At 61.3% G+C, this 21,773-nt stretch carries 19 protein-coding genes and 1 tRNA gene; 7 read left to right on the plus strand and 13 right to left on the minus strand.

Annotated features, from left to right (window positions below; all coding sequences use genetic code 11):
* Window positions 1-58 precede the first annotated feature (58 nt).
* The 4 genes from C9411_RS04325 to C9411_RS04340 all read left to right on the plus strand — a co-directional run bounded on the left by C9411_RS04325 (window position 59) and on the right by C9411_RS04340 (window position 5,016).
* Entirely contained in the window at window positions 59-418 is a 360-nt protein-coding gene (locus C9411_RS04325; protein WP_107226492.1) for a DUF805 domain-containing protein, read from the plus strand.
* 483 nt (window positions 419-901) lie between these two features.
* Window positions 902-1,801 (plus strand): glyoxalase, encoded by a 900-nt coding sequence (locus C9411_RS04330; protein ID WP_165384356.1) that lies wholly within the window; start codon window positions 902-904, stop codon window positions 1,799-1,801.
* A gap of 44 nt (window positions 1,802-1,845) precedes the next feature.
* Window positions 1,846-3,132, plus strand: a complete 1,287-nt coding sequence (locus C9411_RS04335; RefSeq protein WP_233221871.1) for an alginate export family protein — start codon at window positions 1,846-1,848, stop codon at window positions 3,130-3,132.
* 501 nt (window positions 3,133-3,633) lie between these two features.
* The gene (locus C9411_RS04340; protein WP_107226494.1) at window positions 3,634-5,016 is read left to right on the plus strand and encodes a serralysin family metalloprotease; all 1,383 of its coding nucleotides are present in this window, start codon (window positions 3,634-3,636) and stop codon (window positions 5,014-5,016) included.
* A gap of 117 nt (window positions 5,017-5,133) precedes the next feature.
* Here the strand turns inward: C9411_RS04340 and C9411_RS04345 are convergent, their stop codons facing one another.
* The 6 genes from C9411_RS04345 to C9411_RS04370 form a co-directional block, all read right to left on the minus strand.
* Entirely contained in the window at window positions 5,134-6,186 is a 1,053-nt protein-coding gene (locus C9411_RS04345; RefSeq protein WP_107226495.1) for a nitronate monooxygenase family protein, read from the minus strand.
* Window positions 6,187-6,282: 96 nt separating this feature from the next.
* Window positions 6,283-7,893, minus strand: coding sequence for an MFS transporter (locus C9411_RS04350; protein WP_063989279.1), 1,611 nt, complete (start codon window positions 7,891-7,893; stop codon window positions 6,283-6,285).
* Window positions 7,886-8,311 (minus strand): DoxX family protein, encoded by a 426-nt coding sequence (locus C9411_RS04355; protein WP_107226496.1) that lies wholly within the window; start codon window positions 8,309-8,311, stop codon window positions 7,886-7,888. Before C9411_RS04355 ends, C9411_RS04350 begins: the two co-directional genes overlap by 8 nt.
* Before the next feature lie 9 nt (window positions 8,312-8,320).
* Window positions 8,321-9,151 (minus strand): alpha/beta fold hydrolase, encoded by an 831-nt coding sequence (locus tag C9411_RS04360; protein ID WP_063989277.1) that lies wholly within the window; start codon window positions 9,149-9,151, stop codon window positions 8,321-8,323.
* A 142-nt stretch (window positions 9,152-9,293) separates the two neighbouring features.
* Complete coding sequence (locus C9411_RS04365) at window positions 9,294-10,688, minus strand: MFS transporter (protein WP_172837469.1); 1,395 nt, start codon at window positions 10,686-10,688, stop codon at window positions 9,294-9,296.
* 174 nt (window positions 10,689-10,862) lie between these two features.
* Window positions 10,863-12,053: a sugar transporter gene (locus C9411_RS04370; RefSeq protein WP_060439481.1), complete on the minus strand. Its 1,191-nt coding sequence runs from the start codon at window positions 12,051-12,053 to the stop codon at window positions 10,863-10,865.
* Window positions 12,054-12,321: 268 nt separating this feature from the next.
* Between C9411_RS04370 and C9411_RS04375 the strand changes: the two genes are divergently transcribed.
* Window positions 12,322-13,008 (plus strand): aspartyl/asparaginyl beta-hydroxylase domain-containing protein, encoded by a 687-nt coding sequence (locus C9411_RS04375; RefSeq protein WP_107226497.1) that lies wholly within the window; start codon window positions 12,322-12,324, stop codon window positions 13,006-13,008.
* Window positions 13,009-13,025: 17 nt separating this feature from the next.
* Here the strand turns inward: C9411_RS04375 and C9411_RS04380 are convergent, their stop codons facing one another.
* On the minus strand, window positions 13,026-13,973 hold the full coding sequence (locus tag C9411_RS04380) for an aromatic alcohol reductase (protein ID WP_107226498.1): 948 nt from the start codon (window positions 13,971-13,973) through the stop codon (window positions 13,026-13,028).
* 86 nt (window positions 13,974-14,059) lie between these two features.
* On the opposite strand from C9411_RS04380, the gene C9411_RS04385 reads away from it, so the two are divergent.
* Window positions 14,060-14,482 (plus strand): helix-turn-helix domain-containing protein, encoded by a 423-nt coding sequence (locus tag C9411_RS04385; RefSeq protein ID WP_107226499.1) that lies wholly within the window; start codon window positions 14,060-14,062, stop codon window positions 14,480-14,482.
* A 30-nt stretch (window positions 14,483-14,512) separates the two neighbouring features.
* Here the strand turns inward: C9411_RS04385 and C9411_RS04390 are convergent, their stop codons facing one another.
* From C9411_RS04390 to C9411_RS04410, 5 genes are all read right to left on the minus strand, one after another.
* Window positions 14,513-15,229, minus strand: coding sequence for an ABC transporter ATP-binding protein (locus C9411_RS04390; RefSeq protein ID WP_063989272.1), 717 nt, complete (start codon window positions 15,227-15,229; stop codon window positions 14,513-14,515).
* Complete coding sequence (locus C9411_RS04395; protein ID WP_033635209.1) at window positions 15,226-16,101, minus strand: ABC transporter ATP-binding protein; 876 nt, start codon at window positions 16,099-16,101, stop codon at window positions 15,226-15,228. The genes C9411_RS04390 and C9411_RS04395 overlap by 4 nt, the downstream gene beginning before the upstream one ends.
* The gene (livM, locus tag C9411_RS04400) at window positions 16,098-17,384 is read right to left on the minus strand and encodes a high-affinity branched-chain amino acid ABC transporter permease LivM (protein WP_107226500.1); all 1,287 of its coding nucleotides are present in this window, start codon (window positions 17,382-17,384) and stop codon (window positions 16,098-16,100) included. The genes C9411_RS04395 and livM overlap by 4 nt, the downstream gene beginning before the upstream one ends.
* A 10-nt stretch (window positions 17,385-17,394) precedes the next feature.
* Window positions 17,395-18,309 (minus strand): branched-chain amino acid ABC transporter permease LivH, encoded by a 915-nt coding sequence (locus tag C9411_RS04405; protein WP_063989270.1) that lies wholly within the window; start codon window positions 18,307-18,309, stop codon window positions 17,395-17,397.
* 125 nt (window positions 18,310-18,434) lie between these two features.
* Window positions 18,435-19,553 carry a branched-chain amino acid ABC transporter substrate-binding protein gene (locus tag C9411_RS04410; protein ID WP_107226501.1) on the minus strand — a complete coding sequence of 373 codons (1,119 nt, stop codon included), beginning with the start codon at window positions 19,551-19,553 and terminating at the stop codon, window positions 18,435-18,437.
* 457 nt (window positions 19,554-20,010) lie between these two features.
* Here C9411_RS04410 and C9411_RS04415 point away from each other — a divergent pair.
* A tRNA-Asn gene (locus tag C9411_RS04415) sits at window positions 20,011-20,086 on the plus strand.
* Window positions 20,087-20,161: 75 nt separating this feature from the next.
* Here the strand turns inward: C9411_RS04415 and C9411_RS04420 are convergent.
* Complete coding sequence (locus tag C9411_RS04420) at window positions 20,162-21,370, minus strand: aldose 1-epimerase family protein (protein ID WP_107226502.1); 1,209 nt, start codon at window positions 21,368-21,370, stop codon at window positions 20,162-20,164.
* Between the last annotated feature and the right edge of the window lie 403 nt (window positions 21,371-21,773).

Raw genomic sequence — 21,773 nt, forward strand, 5'->3', positions numbered from 1 at the left:
TGCATATCTTTATCGCAATCTCGTGCTAACGTTGGCTAACCGCAGCCAAGGAGATGGCATGATAAAGACATCGGACAGCGCTCACCCGCTCTTCAGCAGTTACAAAAAGACCTTTACTTACTCAGGCCGCGAAAGCCGTGGGCCTTACTCAATGCTGCTTTTGTGCCAGCACGTTTGGTTTCTGCTTTATCTCGCCGTTATCGCCAGCAAGATGAATGAGATTTCCATTTTCGCGCTTGCGGCGTTTTTGCTGCCTATGCTAGCGGCCAATGTGCGCCGTTTGCATGATGCGGGTTACTCCGGTGGTTGGTGCCTGACATGGTTCTGCTTCACACCCTATGTAATGCTGATCTTCTCGCTGTTCCTTCCCGCTAAGAACATCAATAACCCTTACGACGATCGCCCAAACCTGGCGTAAGCCCCCTCAACGGCCTGCTTCGGCGAGCCATGGCTGGCGCCGCGATATTCTCTTTACCCGCTTATTCGTATTTACTCAACAAGTCATATAAAAATTTGATGGGCAGCAATTCTTTTAATGCTGTATTTATATTTAGACGGCAATGAAGACCGTAAACTCAGCTGGCTAATGCGATATATCCTATCCAGGAGAAGACCGTTATGGATTATTATCGATTCGCCTCAACATGCGCCAAGGCGGGCCTTATTCTCATCGCCGCCCCTTAGCGGCTGCGGGCGCGGCCGCCAAAGGCGCTCACCGTTTTTATGCCAATAAAAAAAGAGGTTCTGCACCTGGGTGATATTTTCCTGGGCGCCAGACGCTCGCCCTTCTTTAATGCTTCACCCCGCGCGCTGCGCTTTTCTTTTTTATTTTTCAACCGCCGGGAAAGGTCATAGGGAATCACACTTTACTCAGGAAAATAACCGCGACCTGGAGGTCATCATGCAACATATTATCGGTATTTCTTCTCGTCGGCTGAGGATATCGGCCCTTGCGCTGCTGCTCCCGGCGATGTCCTGGGCGGCCGATACGGCGTCTCTCGCCGTGGGGCCGCAATATGACACCACCCACGTCTACGTCGAACGCGGCAAGATGGATGCCTTTGTCGACAGCATCCTGAAAACCTTCGGCGGCACCCGCACCGAACGCGTGCTGGTCAACGTCACGCCCACGCCGAGCGAAACTTACTCCCAGCTGATACTGACGCCGGCCGGCAGCTTCTCGGTGTTCGATTTCAAAACGCCGATCCCGCACCCGTTCGGCACCGAGCGCAACGGTTTCCTGGTCAGGGATATGGACGCCGCCATCCGCCAGGCCAGGGCCGCCGGCGCCGATGTGCAGGTTGCGCCTTTCGACGATCCGATCGGCCGCGACGCAGTGATCCAGTGGCCCGGCGGCGTCAACATGCAGCTCTATTGGCACACCAAGGCGCCCAACTATAAGCCGCTGCTGAGCGTGCCGGAAAACCGCCTGTATCTCTCCGCCTACCGCGTCGACGATTTCCTGAAAAGCTACCAGGCGTTCTCGCACGGCAAGGTCGTGAGCGACGAACAGGTCAGCGATACGGCGATCGGCCGCAGCGACAACGGCAAGATCCGCCAGATCGCGCTGGACTCCCACTTCGGCAAAACGCGCATTTTCGTCACCGACGGGCATCTGCCTTATCCGTTCGGCCATGAGCGCACCGGCTATGGCGTCGACGATCTGCCGGCCACGCTGGCCAAAGCGACGGCCAGCGGCGCGCAGGTACTGTGGCGCTCGACGGCGGCGGAGCGGCGCGCCTCGGCGCTGGTGCGTTTTCCCGGCGGCTACATCGCCGAAATTCACCAGACGGCTAAATAAACCCAAGGCGCGCTGCGGCGCGCTTTTTTCTTCGGATATCCATGATGAAACGCACGCTTCCCGCACTGTTGCTGTTCTCCACGCTCCCCACTCTGGCGGCGGAGCCCGCCGCGTCCCCCTGGAAAAACATCCCGTTGGGCGATGCGGCCACCCTGTCTTTCGACGGTTCACTGCGCGAGCGCTATGAATGGACGGATCAACGGGATCTGAGCGGCGGACGCGACGATACCTTCATGCAGCGCCTGCTGATTGGCGCGCGCCTCGACTACGGCGACAACTTTGGCGCCTATGTTCAGTTGGGATCGTCACTGGCCACGCCGCGCGATCGCGGGCGCAAGCCGACCGACGAAGATCATGCCTATCTTGGCCAGGGCTATATGGACTTAAAACTGCCCACCGCCTACGGCCTCGGCACCCTGCGGGTCGGCCGCCAGGAGATTGCGCTGGGTTCGCTGCACCTGATGGGCACCCGCGACGGCCCCAACGTGCGCCGCGCTTTCGACGCCGTCCGCGCCAGCTGGGCCAAGGATAAAAACCGCCTCGACGCCTTTATCGGCCACCCCGTCACCCTCAAAACCGGCAGTTTCGACGACGATACCGACAACAGCCAAAAGGTGTGGGGGCTGTACGGCACCACGCCGCTGGCCGCGCTGGCTTCCTCGCTCGATCTCTACACCTTCGGCTTTGAGGATAGCGATGCCCACTACGCGCAGCTCAGCGGGCAAGAGCGGCGCTATACCGTCGGCGCGCGCATTTTCGGCGCAGCGCAGGGATTCGACTGGGACAACGAGGCCGCCTGGCAGTTCGGCAGCGCAGAACAGCGCGACATCCGCGCCTGGTCGGCGTCGGCGCACGCCGGGTATACGGTGAGCGACTGGCGCTGGCAGCCGCGCTTTGGCGGCAAGATTGGCATCGCCAGCGGCGATAAAAACGGTCACGATGGGCAGCTCAACACCTTCAACGCCATGTACCCCAAGCTGCCCTACCTGACCGAGAACGGGCTGGTGGCGCCGGCTAACCTGATCGCCATCCATCCTTCGGTCACGATTACGCCGTGGCAAACCCTGTCCATCGATTTCAGTTGGGACGCGTTATGGCGGCAACGCCGCGAGGATGCCTTCTACCTCGGGCCGATGCGCTCGGTGAAAGGCAGTACGCAGGGCTCGCGCTTTATCGGCAATCAGTACCAGGTCGAAACCACCTGGACGCCGAGAAGCGATCTTCAGTTCAAGGTGGCCTATGTCTACTTCGACGTCGGCCACAGCCTGCAGCAGCATGCCGGGCTGAAAAACATGAATTTCGTGCTGGCGCAGGGCACCTACCGTTTTTAAGTATCAGGCAAGTTAATCGGTGTACGCGGGTGCCCTTAATAATCCCGAACTCAATAATGACGTTCGCCGGCGAGTAGCCACCTCTATACATTGCGGCAATGGCGGCCACTCGCCGCTATTCAAAGATAAAAGTTAAAGAAAAGCAAAAAGATATATCAGCCACCTAAACTTCGCGAGCCAATTACAGAGTAATATTAAATAAAGGTTTAATTCCACCTGGTTATTTAAGAACGCCTTTTACGCATATCTTATGTAAAAGATTCATATAAGAATAACTCATTAATAAAATAATTATGCCTATACTGCTTTCAGCCAACCATTGCGCGCCATTAATTCCTCACCGTGATTAATGATAAGGACATATCCCGCTTGAGTGCGATATTCAAGCCAGACCAAGGAGGCAATCTAATGATAACCCACTAATTACCCCCTATTTTCAAACCTGTGTACGAGCATATAGAGCGTTAGGTGCAATATTGTCAACGTCCAAAGGAGTTTGAGATGTCATTAGCGACCGATAAAATCTCAGATTATTTAACCGATTATGAAAGAGGCGATCACGCAGGGAGCAGCAAACCGTCATACGCCACAGAGGAGGTTTCAGATCTGTTGCTGAGGAGCCATTATTCCGCCAATGGCAAAGGCGTGACCGACCATGCGGCAGCATTAACCTACTCTTTCCCCGTGTATACCGACAGCGATAAGCCAGGATCCGCACAGCTTAACGCCGCCCAACAGGCCCAAACCAAGCTTTCATTGCAGTCCTGGTCAGACGTCGCCAACGTCACGTTTACCGAAGTCACAGGCAACGACGCGAAAAATGCAGATATAAAATTTGGTTTTTATAAAGCGGCCAGCGGGGGCAATTACACCTCTTATGAAAGTACGCAAAACGATCTCAAAAGCACCATTTGGATCAGCGGTAACAATGGCTACGACGCCTCTAACCCACAAACCAATAACTATGCCAGGGATACGCTGACCCACGAAATAGGGCATGCGCTGGGGCTCTCGCACCCAGGGAACTACGATGCTTCCAACGCGACTTACCCCACCTACACCAACTCGGCGAAATATTATGAGGACGACCATCAATATTCTTTGATGAGCTATTTTAGTGAACAAAACACCGGTGCCGACTATAAAGGCGTTTGGCCATCGGGGCCGCAGCTGGATGATATTACCGCCATACAGAAACTGTACGGCGCGAATACCACCACGCGCACCGGCGATACCACCTATGGTTTCAACTCGAATACCGACAGAGACTTTTTGAGCGTTAAGGCGTCCACGGACAAAATCGTGGCGGCTATCTGGGATGCCGGCGGCAACGACACGCTGGATTTTTCAGGCTACAGCCAGGATCAGCGCATCAACATTAACGAAGGCGCATTCTCAGATGTGGGCGGATTGAAGGCGAATATCGCCGTCGCCTACGGCGCGCAGATTGAAAACATCATCGGCGGCAGCGGCGCCGATATCTTAGTGGGCAACGCACTGAACAATACGCTCAAAGGCGGCGCAGGCAACGATATCATTTACGGTGCCGGCGGCGCCGATCAGCTCTGGGGCAATGCAGGCGCCGACACCTTCGTCTTCAGTGCAGCCGGCGACAGCCAAGCCGCCGCACCGGACTGGATCCGCGATTTCCAGACAGCAGTGGATAAAATCGATCTGTCGTGGATCAACCAGACGCTTAAAGCCGAGGGGGGCGAGTTGCACTTCGTCGATAGCTTAAGCGGCTCGCTGTATGAAGCGGCGCTGAATTATGATTCGCAGCAGAATGTGACCGATCTGGCGATCAATCTCTCCGGTCATAACCAGCCTGATTTTCTGGTTAAAATCGTTGGGCAGGTCGACGCTTCCGCCGATATTCTCGTCTAGCCAAGGCAAACTCGCAGTCCGGCGCGAACGCCGGACTGTTCATCTCTTTTCAGGCCTGCCGCTGGCGTTTTTTGCGCGGTTCCCACATCGCCAAAGCAGTAAATCGCGCAGACGAGCTCACACCGCTTCCAGCTCCGCCGCCAGGGTGGCGACCAGCTCCGCCGCCGACATCGGCCGCGCCAGGCCCACGCCCTGCCCGGCCCACAGCGACATAAACTCTCCGCGACCGGCCTTGGCCGCCGCCTGGCGAATATCGCCGGTGAGCGCATTCTGCACCGGATAAGGCGGGATCTGCGCCTCTTCCGCGCGCATCTGGCGCATGAAATCATTGACGATGCCGCGCGCCGGGCGGCCGCTGAAGGCGCGCGTCAGGCGCGTGCTGTCATCACCGGCGTTGCTCAGCGCCGCCCGCCAGGCTTCGGCGATGCCCGACTCCGGGCAGCACAGGAACGCGGTGCCCAGCTGCGCCGCCTGCGCGCCCAGCAAGCGCGCCGCCGCGATGCCGCGCCCGTTCATGATGCCGCCCGCGGCGATCACCGGGATCTTCACCGCCGCCACTACCTGCGGCAGCAGGGCCATCAGGCCGACGCAGGATTGTTCGATGTCGCCGAGGAAGGTCGGGCGGTGGCCGCCCGCCTCCGAGCCCGAGACGCAAACGAAGTCGGCGCCCGCCTCTTCCCAGGCGCGGGCTTCCGCCACCGTGGTAGCGGTGCCGATCACCCGCGAGCCGGCCTTCTTGAACTGCGAGACCGTGGCGCGCGGCAGCACGCCGAAGGTGAAACTGGCCACCGGCGGCGCCGCCTCCAGCAAGGCCGCGATCTGGTCACGGTTGTTTTCGGCGAATTGAGTGGGAATCGGCGGCTCGCTCAGCCCCAGCGCTTCGCGGAACGGCCGCAACAGGTGCTGGGCGCGCTTCAGCTCGGCGAGATCCGGGTGCTGCTCATCGAGCAGAAACAGATTGATGTTGAACGGCGCGGCGGTCTGCGCGCGGATCTGCTGCACCCGTTCGAGGATCACCGCCGGTGAAAACAGCGCCGCCGCGCACGAGCCCAGCGCCCCGGCATTGCTCACCGCTACCGCCAACGCCGGCGGCGACGCGCCGTTCATCGGCCCCTGAACGATCGGATAGCGCAGCCCAAGTTCGCGGGCAAAAGCAGAAGGTGCCGTCATCAATGTGTCTCCCTGTGCTGACTACATTCGTCTTACGGCGGCCGCGCCGCCGAACCGACCAAAAGCATAGCACCTTCTGGCCGGTGAGCCGTGCAGTTAGTGCTTCACCTGCCGCCTGTCCAGCGACAGGAAGTGATGCACCACCGGTTTCTCCGGCCCGATATGGAAGCGCAGCGCCTCCTGCTGCAGATCGGCGTCGGCGTGCGACACCCGCTGGTGCTGGCGCAGGTGCTCTGCCCAGGACTCCACCAGGAACCACTCCATGATGCATTCCGGATCGCCGGTGTGCTCGGTGATGCCCCAGGCGTAAGCGCCATCGCGGCGACGCGCGTGCTCCAGCATCAACAGCGTGCGCAAGAACTGCGGCCGATCCTGTTCGCGGATGCGGTACTCCACCTGAATCATTACCGGGCCGCGATCGTTCTCGACCGGCGTGTTGACCAACGGCTCCGGCCAATGGTTCGACGGCTGCAGATCGGCTTCGCCGGTCGGCAGACGCAGGCGGTGGAACAGCAGCCCCGCCGCCAACAGGCCGACGCCGCCGACCAGCAGCGTGGCGGCCACGCCCAGCTCCTGCGCCACCAGCCCCCACAGCAGGCTGCCCGCCGCCATCGCGCCGTTGAACACCATCAGGTAGATGGCCAGGCCGCGGCCGCGCACCCAGTTGGGCAGCACGCCCTGCGCCGCGCCGTTGAGCGTGGTCAGCGCGATAATCCAGCCGGCGCCCAGCACCAACAACAGCACCACCGCCAACCACTGCGGCGGCGCCAGCGACAGAGCCGCCATCACCACGGCGGTCAGCACCGCCGCCAGCAACACCAGCCCGTCGGCATTCAGCCGCTGACGCAGGCGCGGCAGCGCGATCGCGCCGAGGATCGCCCCGGCGCCTACCGCCCCCAGCAAAACGCCGTAAAAACCGGCGCTGCCGCCCAGCATGCGGCGCGCCACCAGCGGCAGCAGCGCCCAGACCGAGCTGGAGAAAGCGAAGAACACCGCCGCCCGCAGCAGCACCACGTGCAGCTCGCGGCTGGAACGGGCATAGCGCAGGCCGGCGCGGAAGGCGCCGAAGAAATGTTCCGACAGGCCGCTGTCCTCAACCTTCGGCCGCTTCCACCACAGCAGCGCCGCGATCACCAGCACATAGCTCATCACGTCCGCGCCGTAAGCCGCGCCGGCGCCGAAGCTGGCCAGCAGCAGGCCGCCGGCCGCCGGGCCGATGGAACGGGCGATGTTGATGCCGAGCGAGTTCAGCGCCACGGCGTTTTTCAGCTCGGTGCGCGGCACCAGCTCCGGCACGATCGCCTGCCAGGTCGGCCCCATCAGCGCCGCGCCGATGCCGCCGACGAAGGTCAGCGCCAGCAGGTATTCCACCGTCAACGCGCCGGTTTGCGACAGCAGTAACAGGCTGCCGCTGACGCAGGCCAGCAGAATTTGCACGAAGATCAGAAAGCGCCGCCGATCGAGGATGTCCGACAATACCCCGGCCGGGATCGCCAGCAGGAATACCGGCAGCGTGGCGGCGGTCTGCATCAGCGCCACCGCCGAGGGGTTGCTCGACAGATCGGTGATCAGCCACGAGCTGGCGACGTCGCGCATAAAGCTACCGACGTTGCCGAGCACCGTGGCGCCCCACAGCACCGCAAATAATGGGATTTTCAGCGGCGCGAAGCCGCCCGCCGCCGCCTTGTTTTCCGTCTGTTCAGCCATCCGTTCGCTCCTTCAAATCGTTAAATGCCACCAGCAACAGCGCGCCGGCCAGCCCGAGGTGTTCAAAAAATCCATTCATCATCTGGCCGCGTTCCGCCCCGTCGAACTGCCAGAACGGATTGGCCATCAGCGTCGCCATCAGGGTAAAACCGGCCAGCGTCAACGCGCCGAGCCAGCGATAAAAGCCGCTCAGGATCAGCGCCGACGCCGCCAGTTCCAGCAGCGTCACCAGCGCGGCGAACAGCGCCGCCGGCTGCAAACCGAAGTGGGTCATCTCGGCAACCGCGCCTTCGACGTTCAGCGCCTTGACCAACCCGCCCTGGATGTAGGCGGCGCAAATCGCGAGCAGCAGCAGCCAGCGCACCGCGGGTGCATGCAGCCGCTGCGCGCAGCGGGCGGCGATAACAGTCAGGTTCATCGCGCCCCCTTAGAACGGCGAATTCTGGATAAAGGCCAGCAGATCGGCGTTGAAGCGATCGGGATCGACCTGCGCCAAGCCGTGAGCGCCGCCGGCGTAAACGTTCAGCTCCGCCTGTTGCATAAGCTTAGCGGCTTTCAGCGCCGAGGCGCCTATCGGCACGATCTGATCGGCGTCGCCATGCACCAGCAGCGTCGGCTTGTCGATCGCCAGCAGATCGGCGGTGTAATCCACTTCTGAGAACGCGCTCACGCCGTCGTACTGCCCTTTCACGCCGCCCTGCATGGCCATCAGCCAGAAGTGGTCGATCAGCCCCGCATTGCTCTCCACCTCGTCGCAGTGGAACCCATAGAACGGCACCGCCAGATCTTTGAAGAACTGCGAGCGGTTGCCCGCCACGCCGCTGCGAATGCCGTCGAAGGCCGCCATGGGCACACCTTCCGGGTTGGCCGGCGTTTGCAGCATCAGCGGCGGCACGGCGCCCACCAGCACCACCTTCGCCACCCGATCGCTGCCGTGACGGCCGATGTAGCGTGCCACTTCACCGCCGCCGATGGCGTGGCCGACCAGGATCAGATCGCGCAGATCCAGCGTTTCAATCAGCAGAGCCAGATCGTCGGCGTATTGGTTGATATCGTTGCCGTGCCAGGCCTGATCCGAACGGCCGTGGCCGCGGCGATCGTGGGCGATCACCCGGAATCCGCTCTGGCCGAAAAACAGCAGCTGGTTGTCCCAGGCGTCGGCGGACAGCGGCCAACCATGGGAGAACAGGATCGGCTGGCCGCGGCCCCAATCCTTATAGAAAATGCGTGCGCCATCGGGCGCGGTGAGGATGCTCATGACGTGTTCCCCGCTCGGTATTGAATTGGATTTTGTACCGGGTAACAGTACGGCAGGCGCAAAGGCAGTGATAACGGAATAATTTTCGCATGATCGCGAGTTTTTTTGCTGAAGAGGCCGGCGTCGCCGCCGGCGTTAAACGTCAGATGTTTTCCAGATCGATGCCGCGCGTTTTCGGGCCGAACAGCCCAATCACCAGCATCACGATCAGCATGCTGGCGACGATAAACGCGATCACCCCCAGCGAGCCGCCGTACTGCAAGATAATGCCGATGATGATGCTGCTGAACACCGTCGACAGCCGGCTGAAGGAGTAGCAGAAACCGACGGCGCGGGCGCGGATGTGGGTCGGGAAGATCTCGGATTGATACGAGTGGTAGCTGTAGGTCAGCCAGGCGTTGGACCAGGTGATGAAGAAGCCGCACAGGATCAGCCACAGCGGGTTGTTCTGCAGCGCGAACAGCGAACCGAAGATCACCGTCACCAGGCACGACAACACGATCTGCCACTTGTTCTCCATCTTGTCGGCGTAGAAGCTGCACAGCAGCGAGCCCAGCGGGTAGGCCAGCGTGATGAAGAAAGCGTACAGCAGGCTGTGGGTGACCGAAGCGCCCTTGCCCGACAGTAGCGCCGGCAGCCAGTTGCCGAAGCCGAAGAAGCCGATGGCCTGAAAGAAGTTCATCACTACCAGCATCAGCGTGCGATCGCGGTACTGCGGCGCCCAGATATCGCGAAAGCGGCCGCGCGGCGGCGCCCCCTCGGCATCATCCACCGGGCGCGACGGGAAGTCCGCGGCCGCCACGCCGCAGCGCCGCTCCATATCCCGCATCACCTGCCGGGCCTGCGCATAGCGCCGCTGCTGCACCAGCCAGCGCGGCGACTCCGGTAGCCCCTTGCGCACCAGCCAGATCACCAGCGAGGCCAGCGCGCCGGCGATCACCACGTAGCGCCATCCGCTCAGGCCCCAAATCGTCTGCGGCACCAACCACCAGGACATCAGCGCCACCGCCGGCACCGACAGGAACTGCACGAAGAACGCGAAGGCGAAAGCCCGGGTGCGCAGATGCGCGGGCACCCACTCCGTCAGGTAAGTATCGATGGTCACCAGCTCAATGCCGAGCCCGACGCCCACCAGAAAGCGCAGAAAGATCACCCATTCCGCCTGCTGTTGAAACGCCAGCAGCAGCGAGAAGACGCCATACCAGATCAGGGCGAACATGAAGGTGGCGCGGCGGCCGAAGCGATCGGCGTACGGGCTCAGCAAGCTGGCGCCGACGAACAGGCCAAGAAAGGTGGCGGAGGCGAAGGCCGCCTGGTCCGACACGCCGAAGACGCCCTGTGCGCCGGTGTGGAAAATGCCGTCGGCGATAAGGCCGGTGCTGATATAGCCGGTCTGGAACAGATCGTAGAGTTCGAAAAAGCCGCCCAGCGACAGCAGAATGATAAAGCGCCACAGACCGGCCGACGCGGGCAAGGCGTCGATTCTGGCCGCCAAATCCCGCGCATGGATCGGCGACGCCGCTACAGAGTCACTCACCGTTAACCTCGCATTAACATTTTTGATGACTTTCTATGCTAGCGAAGCGGCGTCGGAGTTAAATTTTTAATTAGCAGACTATGAAAAAAAGTTAAGCATAAAACGCTGCAGCAGCCTGTTTTATAGCAGGAAAATGCAACGCGGGATGCCGCAGCGGCATCCCGAATCGGCGGCTTAACGGCTGGGGTGCTGCTGCAGCCGTTCGCTGCGGTAGACGCTCAGCAGGCACCAACCGAGGGCGATCAGCGCCAGCGGCGCGGCGACGAAGCCGATGTTGCCCATCCCAAGATGCAGGCTCACCTGGTTGCCCAGCAGCGCACCGCTGCCGATGCCGAAGTTGTACAGGCCGGAGAAGATCGCCATCGCCACGTCGGTGGCGTCCGGCGCCAGGCTCAGCACTTTGGCCTGCATCGACAGGCCGATGGCCATGATCGCCATGCCCCAGAAGATGCACAGCACCGTCAGGTGGCTTTCGCTGCCGGCGGCCGGCAGCAGCAGCAGCAGGCTCAAGGCCAGCAGCGCGATGGCGCCGATAAAGAAGCCGGAAGGAAAACGTTCGCTGTAACGGCTGAACAGCAGGCTGCCAACGATGCCGGCGGCGCCGAATAACAGCAGCATCAGCGTGGTGAAGTTCTCCGACAGCCCGGCCACGGTCTGGATAAACGGCTCGATATAGCTGTAGGCGGTGAAGTGCGCCGTCACCACGATGACGGTCAGCATGTACAGCGCCAGCAGCGCCGGGCGTTTGAACAGCAGCGGCACGCTGGCCAGCGAACCGGAGTGCTCGCTTTTCAGCACCGGCAGCAGGCGCCACAGCAACACCAGCGCCAGGGTGGCGCACACCGCGATGCCGATAAAGGTCATGCGCCAGCCGAGCAGCTGCCCCACCACCCGCCCGAGCGGCAACCCGAGCACCATCGCCAGCGCGGTGCCGCCCGCCAGCAGGCTCAGCGCCTGGGCTTTCTTGCCCGGCGGCGCCACGCGGATCGCCAGCGAGGCGGTGATCGACCAGAACACCGAGTGCGCCAGCGCCACGCCGGCGCGCGAAATGACCAGCGTGGTGAAGTTCCAGGCCACGGCGGTCAGCACGTGGCTGGCGATAAACAGCATGAACACGCCGATCAGCAGCTTGCGGCGCTCGATTTTGCTGGTCAGCAGCATGCACGCCAATGAGGCGGCGGCGACGATCCAGGCGTAGATGGTGATGATCAGGCCGACCTGTTCGGTTTGCATCGAGAAGCTGGCAGCAATGTCGCTCAGCAGACCAACCGGAATAAATTCGGTGGTGTTGAAGATAAAGGCCGAGACGGCGAGGATAACCACGCGCAACCAGGCGGTTGAGCGCGAAACGGCAGCGTGTTCCATGGTAAACAAAATCCGGACAGGTGCGGGCAAGTCGCGATATTTTAACCAACCGGCCCGCTAAATGCGATACGCGTCACACTTTAATTGTGTGGTTTTTTTCGCCGCATTTCGACACATTCGCAGACACACGGTTGCACAAATGCTGTGCTAATCTCTTGAAGCGTACCAATTTTTCCTGCCGCTCTTCCCCCCCGGCCGCCGCAGACGACGCGCCGCGCCGAAGAACCGCGCGCAGTGTCCATTTGGCGTTTTCTGAGGCGAGGTCATTATGTCCGCGATTTATGATTGGTCCGTGCTCGCATTGCGCAATGTTTACGATCGCCGCATTCAGGGCAAGCCGGTGCTCGACAGCGCCGCGCTGTTCCCCGACGCCGAGCGTTTCACCGCCCAATGGCGGCAGATCCGCGAAGAGGCGCTGACCGTCGCCCACGATCTGCACAATATTCCCCGTTTTCACGAGATCATGATCCAGCAGGAATCGATCTCCGCCAACGACGCGCGCGACTGGCGCATGTTCATCATGAAGGCCTACGGCCAGCCGATCGCCCGCAACCTGGCGCGCTGCCCGACGCTGGCGGCGCTGATCGCCTCGTCGCCGGACGTGCTGTCCGCCTCGCTCTCCTTCCTGGCGCCCGGTAAACAGGTGCCGCCCCACCGCGGGCCGTTCCGCGGCATTCTGCGCGGCTATCTGGTGCTGGACATGCCCAAACGCGCCGACGGGGTGCCGGCGGCGGTGCTGAAAGTGGACGGCCGCGAATACCGGCTGCACGAGGGGGAGTTCATGCTGTGGGACGATACCTTCGAACACGAGGTGTGGAACGACAGCGCGCAGGTGCGCACCGTGCTGCTGCTGGACATCCGCCGCCGCGACATGCCCGCCGGGCTGCGGCTGCTCTCCAGCGCCATCGTCGCCCTGGTGCGGCTGAACGTGCGCTGGATGCAGCGCCATTTCTGAGTCCGGCGCTCAGGCGACTAACCGTCCTGAGAGGTCGGGCATTGCTGCGCCAGCCACTGCTCGGCGGTGGTGGTGGCTATGCCCTGGCGCGCATTGAAGGTTTTCGCCTTATCCCAGGCCACGCCGTCGGGCCGGGCGAAAGCCAGCCGGTATTTGGCGCCGACGTCACGCGGATGGTTCCGCACCTCCTCCTGCAGCCGCTCGTTGTCCAACAGGACTCTGTTGACCTCAACGCCCCAGTGCGCCTGCATGACATCGGCAAGCTCGCGGTAGGTCAGCGTGTCCCCGGCGATATAGACCACCTGGTTGCGAAACGCGGGCCGATGGAAAAAAATCGCGGCCGTCAGCCGGCCAATGTCCTCGGGGGTGGTCAGCGTCACCGCGTAGCGCCAGTCGCCCAGCGCGCGCACCGTTTTGGTGGCCGCGTCCACCACGCCAAAACCCGAGTCAAACAGGTAGCTGGTGAAAATGCCCGTGGAAACAATCACCCACGCCGTCGCCTTCTGCGCACGCAGCAGGTGGCGCACCTCGAGCTGTTCATCCCACACCTGTTGCCCGCTGCCTTTGCCGACAACATCGTAGTCCACGCCGAACTGCCACGGGAAATAACGCGCCACGCCCGCCTGCAAAGCGGCCTGGGTGATCTTTATCTGCGTGCCCGCCCCGCCGACAAAGCCGCTGCAGTTGATCACCGCGTCAAAGCCACGCAGCAGCGCGCTCAGCTCATCCACGCTGTTTTGCTGCAGGTCGCCTTCCACCACGGCGATGCCGAGCCGCGTCAGCGCATCCCGCCGCGCACGATGCGGGCCGCTCACGGCGCGGGCGGCCTCCGGCCGCAGCAGCACGCTGATGTTTAAAGCGTGGTGTAACCGGGCCTGCCGGCTCATCGCGCGCAATACCGGCAGCCCCAGTTCACCGGCGCCGAGTATCAGCACGGTATTGATGGATGGATTTGTGGATTTCATTCTTGCCTCCTGTCTTAACACTGCGCCATCCTGACAGCTGACAAAAACGGGTTCAATTAGGTACACGCGTGATACCGGAGAGGAATATGACGAACGATCGGGAAGCGCTGCTGCAATTTTCGCAGGCGTTCTGTGAAGAATTGAGCAACGACGATGAAGGGTTGAAGCGTGAGATCCTCGCACATGCGGGCAACCGTTGGTCGCTGGGGGTATTGCATATCCTGGGCACCCACGGGCCGCTGCGCCACGGCGAGATAGGCCGCCAATTAGCGGGCGTGACGCAGAGAATGCTGACGCGGACGCTGCGCCATCTCGAGCGGGACGGGTTGATATCGCGCTGCGATTATCAGGAAAAGCTGCCCCGCGTGGTTTACACCATCACCGACGCGGGGGAAGAGATGCTGCTCAACATGCTGCCACTCTGGTCGTGGATTATCGCCTCCGCCGATGCCTTCAGGGCGGCCCGCTCACGCTACGATGATCAAGATCGAAGCGCCGCCGAGGGATGAACGCGGGCCTCCCTGCCCAAAGGGCGGCGCTCAGCCACCGCCCAGATAGGCCTTTCTCACCGCCGGATCGTTCAACAGCTCCGGTCCGCTGCCGGTGAGGCGGATCTGGCCGTTGACCATCACATAGCCGCGATCGGACAGCTTCAGCGCGTGGTTGGCGTTCTGCTCCACCAGAAACAGCGTCATGCCGCTGCGGGTCAGCTCGCGCAGCACGCCGAAGATCTGCCGCACCACGATCGGCGCCAGCCCCAGGCTCGGTTCGTCCAACAGCAGCAGCTTCGGCCGGCTCATCAGCGCGCGGGCGATCGCCAGCATCTGCTGCTCGCCGCCGGACAGGGTCATCGCCCGCTGGTTGCGCCGCTCCTTGAGACGCGGAAACAGCTCGAACATACGCGGCAAATCCTCCGCCAGATAGCGGTTGCCGACGGTGATGGTGCCCATCAGCAGGTTCTCCTCCACGCTCATGTCCGGGAAAATGCGCCGCCCTTCCGGCGCCTGCGCGATGCCGCCGGCCGCCACGTAGTGCGTGGAGCGGCGGCTGATGTCCTCGCCGCCAAACAGGATCTGCCCGCCGGCGATGCGCGGCTGGCCGAAGATTGACATCAACAGCGTGGATTTGCCCGCGCCATTGGCGCCGATCAGCGCCACCGTCTCCCCGGCGTTGACCTGCAGCGACACCTTGCGCAGCGCCTGGATCGGCCCATAAAACACATCCACTTCGCGAAATTCCAGCATCGCTTCGCTCATCCCGCCAGCTCCTCTTCGTCCGCGCCCAGGTAGGCGGCGATCACCGCCTCGTTGTGCTGGATCTCCTGCGGCGTGCCGCGGGCGATCACGTCCCCGTGATCGAGCACGATCACCCGATCGGAGATCTCCATCACCATGCCCATGTCATGCTCGATCAGCAGCACCGTGATGCCGTGATGCTGGCGCAGGAAGCGGATGATACGGCTCAGCGTCGCCGTTTCCACTGGGTTCAGCCCGGCGGCCGGCTCGTCGAGACAGATCATCTCCGGCGCGGTGCACATGGCGCGCGCGATCTCCAGCCGCCGCTGTTGGCCGTAGGACATTTCCCCCGCCAGCCGGTTGGCGCAGTCCACCAGATCCACCACCTCCAGCCAGTAGAAGGCGTGATCCAGCGCGGCGCTCTCCGCCCGGCGGTAGCCCGGCGTGTTCAGCACCCCGGCGATCAGGTTGCGGTTGCTCTGCATGTGCTGCGCCACCAGCAGGTTCTCCACCACCGACATTTCGCGGAACAGGCGGATATTCTGGAAAGTGCGCGCCAGCCCGGCGCGGTTGACCAGGTGGGTGCCGCCGAACATCTTGTAATAGAGGCGCGAGCCGAGCCGCTTCGGGCGTATCCAGTCGCCGGCGCGAAACTTCTGCCCCAGCACCTGGATCACGTCGGTCGGCCGCTTATGGGTATTGAGCAGGATCGCACCGCCGCTGGCGCGGTAAAAGCCGGTCAGGCAGTTGAACACTGTGGTCTTGCCGGCGCCGTTGGGGCCAATCAGGGCGGTGATGGAGCCGCGTTCCACCTCCAGATTGACGTCGTTCAGCGCCTTGATGCCGCCAAAGCGCATCATCAGGTGCTCCACCCGCAAAATGGCGTCGCTCATGGCGCCACCCCCTTGCGTTCGGCGAAGCTGGCGCGGCTGATGCGCACCAGCCCGCGCGGCCGCCAGATCATCATCGCCACCATCAGCACGCCGAACAGCAGCACCCGGTATTCGGCGAAACTGCGCAGCAGCTCCGGCGCCACCGTCAGCACGAAGGCCGCCAGCACCACGCCGAGGGTGGAGCCCATGCCGCCCAGCACCACGATCGCCAGGATCAGCGCCGACTCGAAGAAGGTGAACGAGGTCGGGTTGACGAAGCCCTGATAGGTGGCGAAAAACACCCCCGCCAGCCCGGCGGTGGAGGCACCCAGCATAAACGCCGACAGCTTCACCAGCACGTGATTGAGCCCGAGAGAGCGGCAGGCGATCTCATCCTCGCGCAGCGCCTCCCAGGCGCGGCCGATCGGCATGCGCGTCAGCCGGTGCTTGATGTACAGCACCAGCAGCACCACCAAAAACAGCACCGCGTAGATGAAAATGAACTTGAGGTTGGGGTTGTAATCGATGCCGAGAAACTCGTGGATCGGCACCCCGCCGTCTTTGGCACGCCGGCCGAACTCCAGGCCGAACACCGTCGGCGCCGGCACCGAGACGCCGTTCGGCCCGCCGGTGAGCGACATCCAATTGTTCAGCACCAGCCGGATGATCTCGCCGAACCCCAGCGTGACGATCGCCAGGTAGTCACCGTGCATGCGCAGCACCGGGAAACCCAGCAGCGCGCCGGCCAGCGCCGCCATCAGCGCCCCCAGCGGCAGCATCGCCCAAAACCCCAGCCCGAGGTACTGATAGCCCAGCGCCAGCCCGTAAGCGCCGATGGCGTAAAACGCCACGTACCCCAGATCGAGCAGCCCCGCCAGCCCGACCACGATATTCAGCCCCAGGCCGAGCAGCACGTAGATCAGGCCGAGGATCGCCACCGTCAGCAGGTATTTGGTGGCGACGAACGGGAACAGCAGTGCGATCGCCGCCATCAGCGGCAAGATCCAGCGCAGGTTGGATTTATAGCCCAGCGGCCGTACGTAGACGCCGTCGTTGCCGCCGTCGAAGCGCGCCAGCACCCTGCGCCCCGGCGCGGTTTGCAGGAACAGGCTCAGCAGCAGCCGCCCGGCCATCACCGCGACGATAATCCACACCAGCCGGCGCGGTTCGACGTTGAAGCTGTAGCCGTTCAGCACGATGCCGACGATCGGCCCGAACACGATCAGGGCGATCAGCCCGGCCAAGACGGCGTCCAGCAGGCTGCGTTTAACGTCCAGCCCGCCGTTGATCACGGATTGCGACATGACGTTCTCCTTAAACCTTGGCGATCAGCGGCCGGCCAAGCAGGCCCTGCGGACGGAAGATCAGGATCGCCACCAGCAACCCGAAGGAGAACACGTCCTTGTAATCCGAGTTCACCATGCCGGCGAACTGCGCCTCCGCCACCCCGAGCAGCAGCCCGCCCAGCATGGCGCCCGGCAGCGAGCCGATACCGCCCAGCACCGCGGCGGTGAAGGCCTTGATGCCGATGATAAAGCCGACGTAAAAATCGAAGGTGCCGTAGTTCATGGTGATCAGGACCCCGGCCAGCCCGGCCATGGCAGCGCCGATCACGAACACCAGCGAGATCACCCGATCGGTATTGATGCCGAGAATCGAGGCCATTTTGCGATCCTGCTGAGTGGCGCGGCAGATGCGCCCCAGCCGGGTGCGCTGAATGAGGTAGGTGAGGATCGCCATGCCAAGCAGCGACGCCACCAGGATAAACACCTTGGTGTAGGTGATCTGCACTACGCCGCCGTCGAACTCCAGGCGGAACACGCCGCTCAGCAGCGTCGGGATGCCCTGCTGGCGTGGCCCTTGGCTGATCTGCGCGTAGTTTTGCAGGATTAACGACATGCCGATGGCGGAGATCAGCGGCGCCAGGCGGGTGGAGTTGCGCAGCGGCTTGTAGGCGATGCGCTCGATCACCCAGCCGTACACCCCGGTGATAACGATGGTGAACACCAGCGTGCCGAGGATCAGCAGCGGGAACGAGTGCAGCCCGAAGAACGACAGCAGCGCCAAACCGATGGCGCACAGGTAGGCGGAGATCATGTACACCTCGCCGTGGGCGAAGTTGATCATGCCGATGATGCCGTAAACCATGGTGTAGCCGATGGCGATCAGGCCATATACCGCACCGAGGGTCAGGCCGTTGATCAGCTGTTGCAAAAAGAATACATCCATAATGAGCAGTCTCGCCTGGTAAGGCCGCCAACGCAGTCCGACGCGGCCCAAAGGTCATCGCGGAACGGGCTCGCCAGAGCGGCGAGCCCGTCGGTCATAGGGTTACAACTTCAAGGTTCGGCCGTTTACAGCTGGTGATATTTGCCCTTGTCATCCCATTGGTAGACCACATAGTCCGAGACCTTCAGGTCGCCCTTCTGGTCCCAGGCTTTTTTGCCCATCACGGTATCCACATCGTGCGACTTCAGCCATTCGGCGGCCTTGGCGCTGTCTTTGCCGCCGGTGGCGTTGAAGGCGGCGGCGATCGCCTGGATCGAGGCGTAGGAATAGAGGGTGTACCCTTCCGGCTCAAAGCCGCTGGCGCGGAACTTGGCGATCACCGCCTTGCCCTCCGGGATCTGACGCGGATCGTTGCCGAAGGTCATCAGCACGCCGTTGGTGTACTGCGGCCCGCCGGCGGCGGTCACCAGCTCTTCGGTCACCACGCAGTCGCCGGAGAAGAACTTGGCGGTCACGCCCTGCTCGCGCATCTGGCGCACCAGCGGCCCGGCTTCCGGATGGCAGCCGCCGAAATAGACCACGTCCGGCTTGACCGAGGCGATTTTGGTCACCAGCGCGTTGAAGTCTTTCTCACCGCGCGACAACCCCTCATACAGCACCTCTTTGACTCCGCGCTTGTTCATCGCCGCCTTCGCCGCGTCCGCCAACCCCTGGCCGTAGGTGTCTTTATCGTGGATCACCGCGATGCGCTTGGCCTTCAGGGTATCCAGCATGTAGTTGGTGGCGATCGCGCCCTGCTGATCGTCGCGCCCGCACATGCGGAACATGGTCTTCATGCCGCGCTCGGTGATCTGCGGGTTGGTGGAGCCGGGGGTGATGGCGATGATGCCGGCCTCGTCATACACCTCGGAGGCGGGCATGGTGGAAGAGGAGCAGAAGTGGCCGACCACCGCCGAGACCTTGTCCTGATCCACCAACCGGTTGGCCACCGCGACCGCCTGTTTCGGTTCGCAGGCGTCATCCCCCTGCACCAGCTTGATTTTTTCCCCTTTGATGCCGCCGGCGGCGTTGATGTCCGCCGCCGCCTGCGAAGCGCCGCGCCAATACTGATCGCCATAGGTGGCGTTCGGCCCGGAGAACGGCCCGGCGACGCCGATGACGATGTCGGCCTGCGCGGAAAACGCCGTACCTAAACAACCGATGAGCAAAGCAGCGAGCGGACTTTTTATCAATTTCGATGACATTGTTATCTTCCTCAGCACTGGTATAGCGAAACGCCCTAGGGCGCGGATCAGTCACTTTATGTGTAGACGGGGAAAATAATTTTCTTGAGAGCGCAGTCGCATTCCCCAAAAATGGGTAAGCAAAAATCTAGCCATTGTGACGACGAATACATATTGCTTGCTTATTCATCCTACATATCAGTTGCGGCGCGGCATGTGGCGGCATTAACCAGGAGCCTGGGCAGTACGGTTAGCGTGAGAGGAAGATGAAAGGGAAAACGGCTGTGCACCATCGCCGTGCAAGGGCTTGTGCAAGCGACGCGACAACGAGACAGGCGGCAAAACATCACCGCCTGCCGGTGAAAAATGCCGAAAAACAGCGCAAGGTGCTCATTCCCTCAGCAAACGCACCTTTTTTGCAGTTTAGCGCTTTGACAAACCCCAGGCGCCCCGCTATTATTCGCCCCGTTCACACGATTCCTCTGTAGTTCAGTCGGTAGAACGGCGGACTGTTAATCCGTATGTCACTGGTTCGAGTCCAGTCAGAGGAGCCATATTTAGAGAAGCCCGCTCAGGGAAACCCGAGCGGGCTTTTTGTTTTTTAGCGCTTAACAAGGCGCAAGGACGCGCTACTCTTTGGCTATCGGCACGGCATTCTCATCGATTTTTACCTTGCCCTGAATATCAGCAATCTTCTGCTCCAGATCCGCCACCTGCGCCTTGCTGTGCAGCAAGGTATAGGTCAGATCAAACTGCGCACTGGCGCCAGGCTGCAACTGTTTAACGCGTTTTTGTTCGCGCTCGATGGTGACCGGGTAGGCATAGCTGGTGCCCGGCTCAATCCCCGTTACATACCCCTGTTTTAACGTATCGGTATTCTTCCACAGCGTCAGGACGGGCAATTGACGGGTATCGAACTGAATAGCCACCCCTTTGTCGCCCGCGTTATTGACCAGCGCCGCCAGTGTCTGATGATTCGGATCCGATAATGGCTTAATGTTAAAGACCATTTCATCAAACCCTTTGGTGGGGCCGGCATAGGTTCCCCAGGTCTTCAGCCCGGCTTTGGCATAGTCGTTAAACGGGCTGATGCTGGTCATCGGCGCCAGGAAGCGGGCGCCATTTTCCAGAATCGGCGCACCGAAATTGCTGTGATAAATAATCTGGTAGTCATGGGGGTAATCCGCCCGGTTGGTTAACACATCATGCAGGCTGAAACTGTTGCTGCCGGGCACGTAGCGCAGTTCGGTCAGGGTTTGCAGATCGGCTTTTTTGAATGTGCTCTCTTTGAGCAGGCCGCGAATACGAATTTCATACGGCGCCGTATCCGCTACCTCAACCTCAACCCGCGAGGCCGGCGTATTGCCCGCTTTACCGTGCAACGTGTAAATTTGCCCTCCTTCGCTCACCGGATGACCGGTCCACTCATAGCCACAACGCACCATCATCTCATTGAAACCTTCCAGCCAACCGAGCCCATTGCGGCTTTCCAGGTTGATAAAGGCGGGGTTGACCACCTCTTTGACCGGGGAATCCCATCCCATTTTCGCGCCAAATCCTTCTGCCCTCAGGAGGTTCATGCCGCGCGTGGGGCTGAGGGTGATGGTCAGGCCATCCTGGCTGCGGATAATCACGACCTTGCTGCCTTCCTGCTTGCCGCCGTGCAGCACTTTCTGCTCAATGCTGAACGTTTTATCCTTAATCTTCAGCGCCTCACTCGAAATCTTCCAGTTTCCTTTCTCTACGCTATCTTCAGCGCTGGTCAGCACCCAACTCTGTGCCGCCGCCTGCCCTGAAATCAGAGCCGAAAACATCGCTATAACCCACGTTTTCTTCATTTCCCTTCCCCTTTAGCTGAATCGATTTTCTATTAACGAGAAAAATCTACTGTTAAGCAGGTTAAAGAAATGTGATGAACTTCACCGGGTGAATATTTGAATGAATAGTGCGATAAAAATACGAATATCATCGCAATTTTAATGAAATGCATTCATTTTTTGCACATTAAATGAGCGATTCATCAACATAAGTCGTATCGTTTCAGCTTTGAGCCAGGGGGATGATTTATCGCGAAGGTACGACGGGTGACCTGCTTAACGCTATCTGGCCCAAACGGAAGCGCCCATACAGCCTAGCCTCTTTGCTTTCACGACTGCCTCTTGACATCGGAGGCGCCATATTGCGAAAAGCCCGCTCGGGGGAACCTGAGCGGGCTTTTTGCTTTCTGCCGTTAACCGAGCA

The organism is Serratia sp. Nf2 (genome assembly GCF_003028435.1).
Classification (GTDB): domain Bacteria; phylum Pseudomonadota; class Gammaproteobacteria; order Enterobacterales; family Enterobacteriaceae; genus Serratia; species Serratia marcescens_L.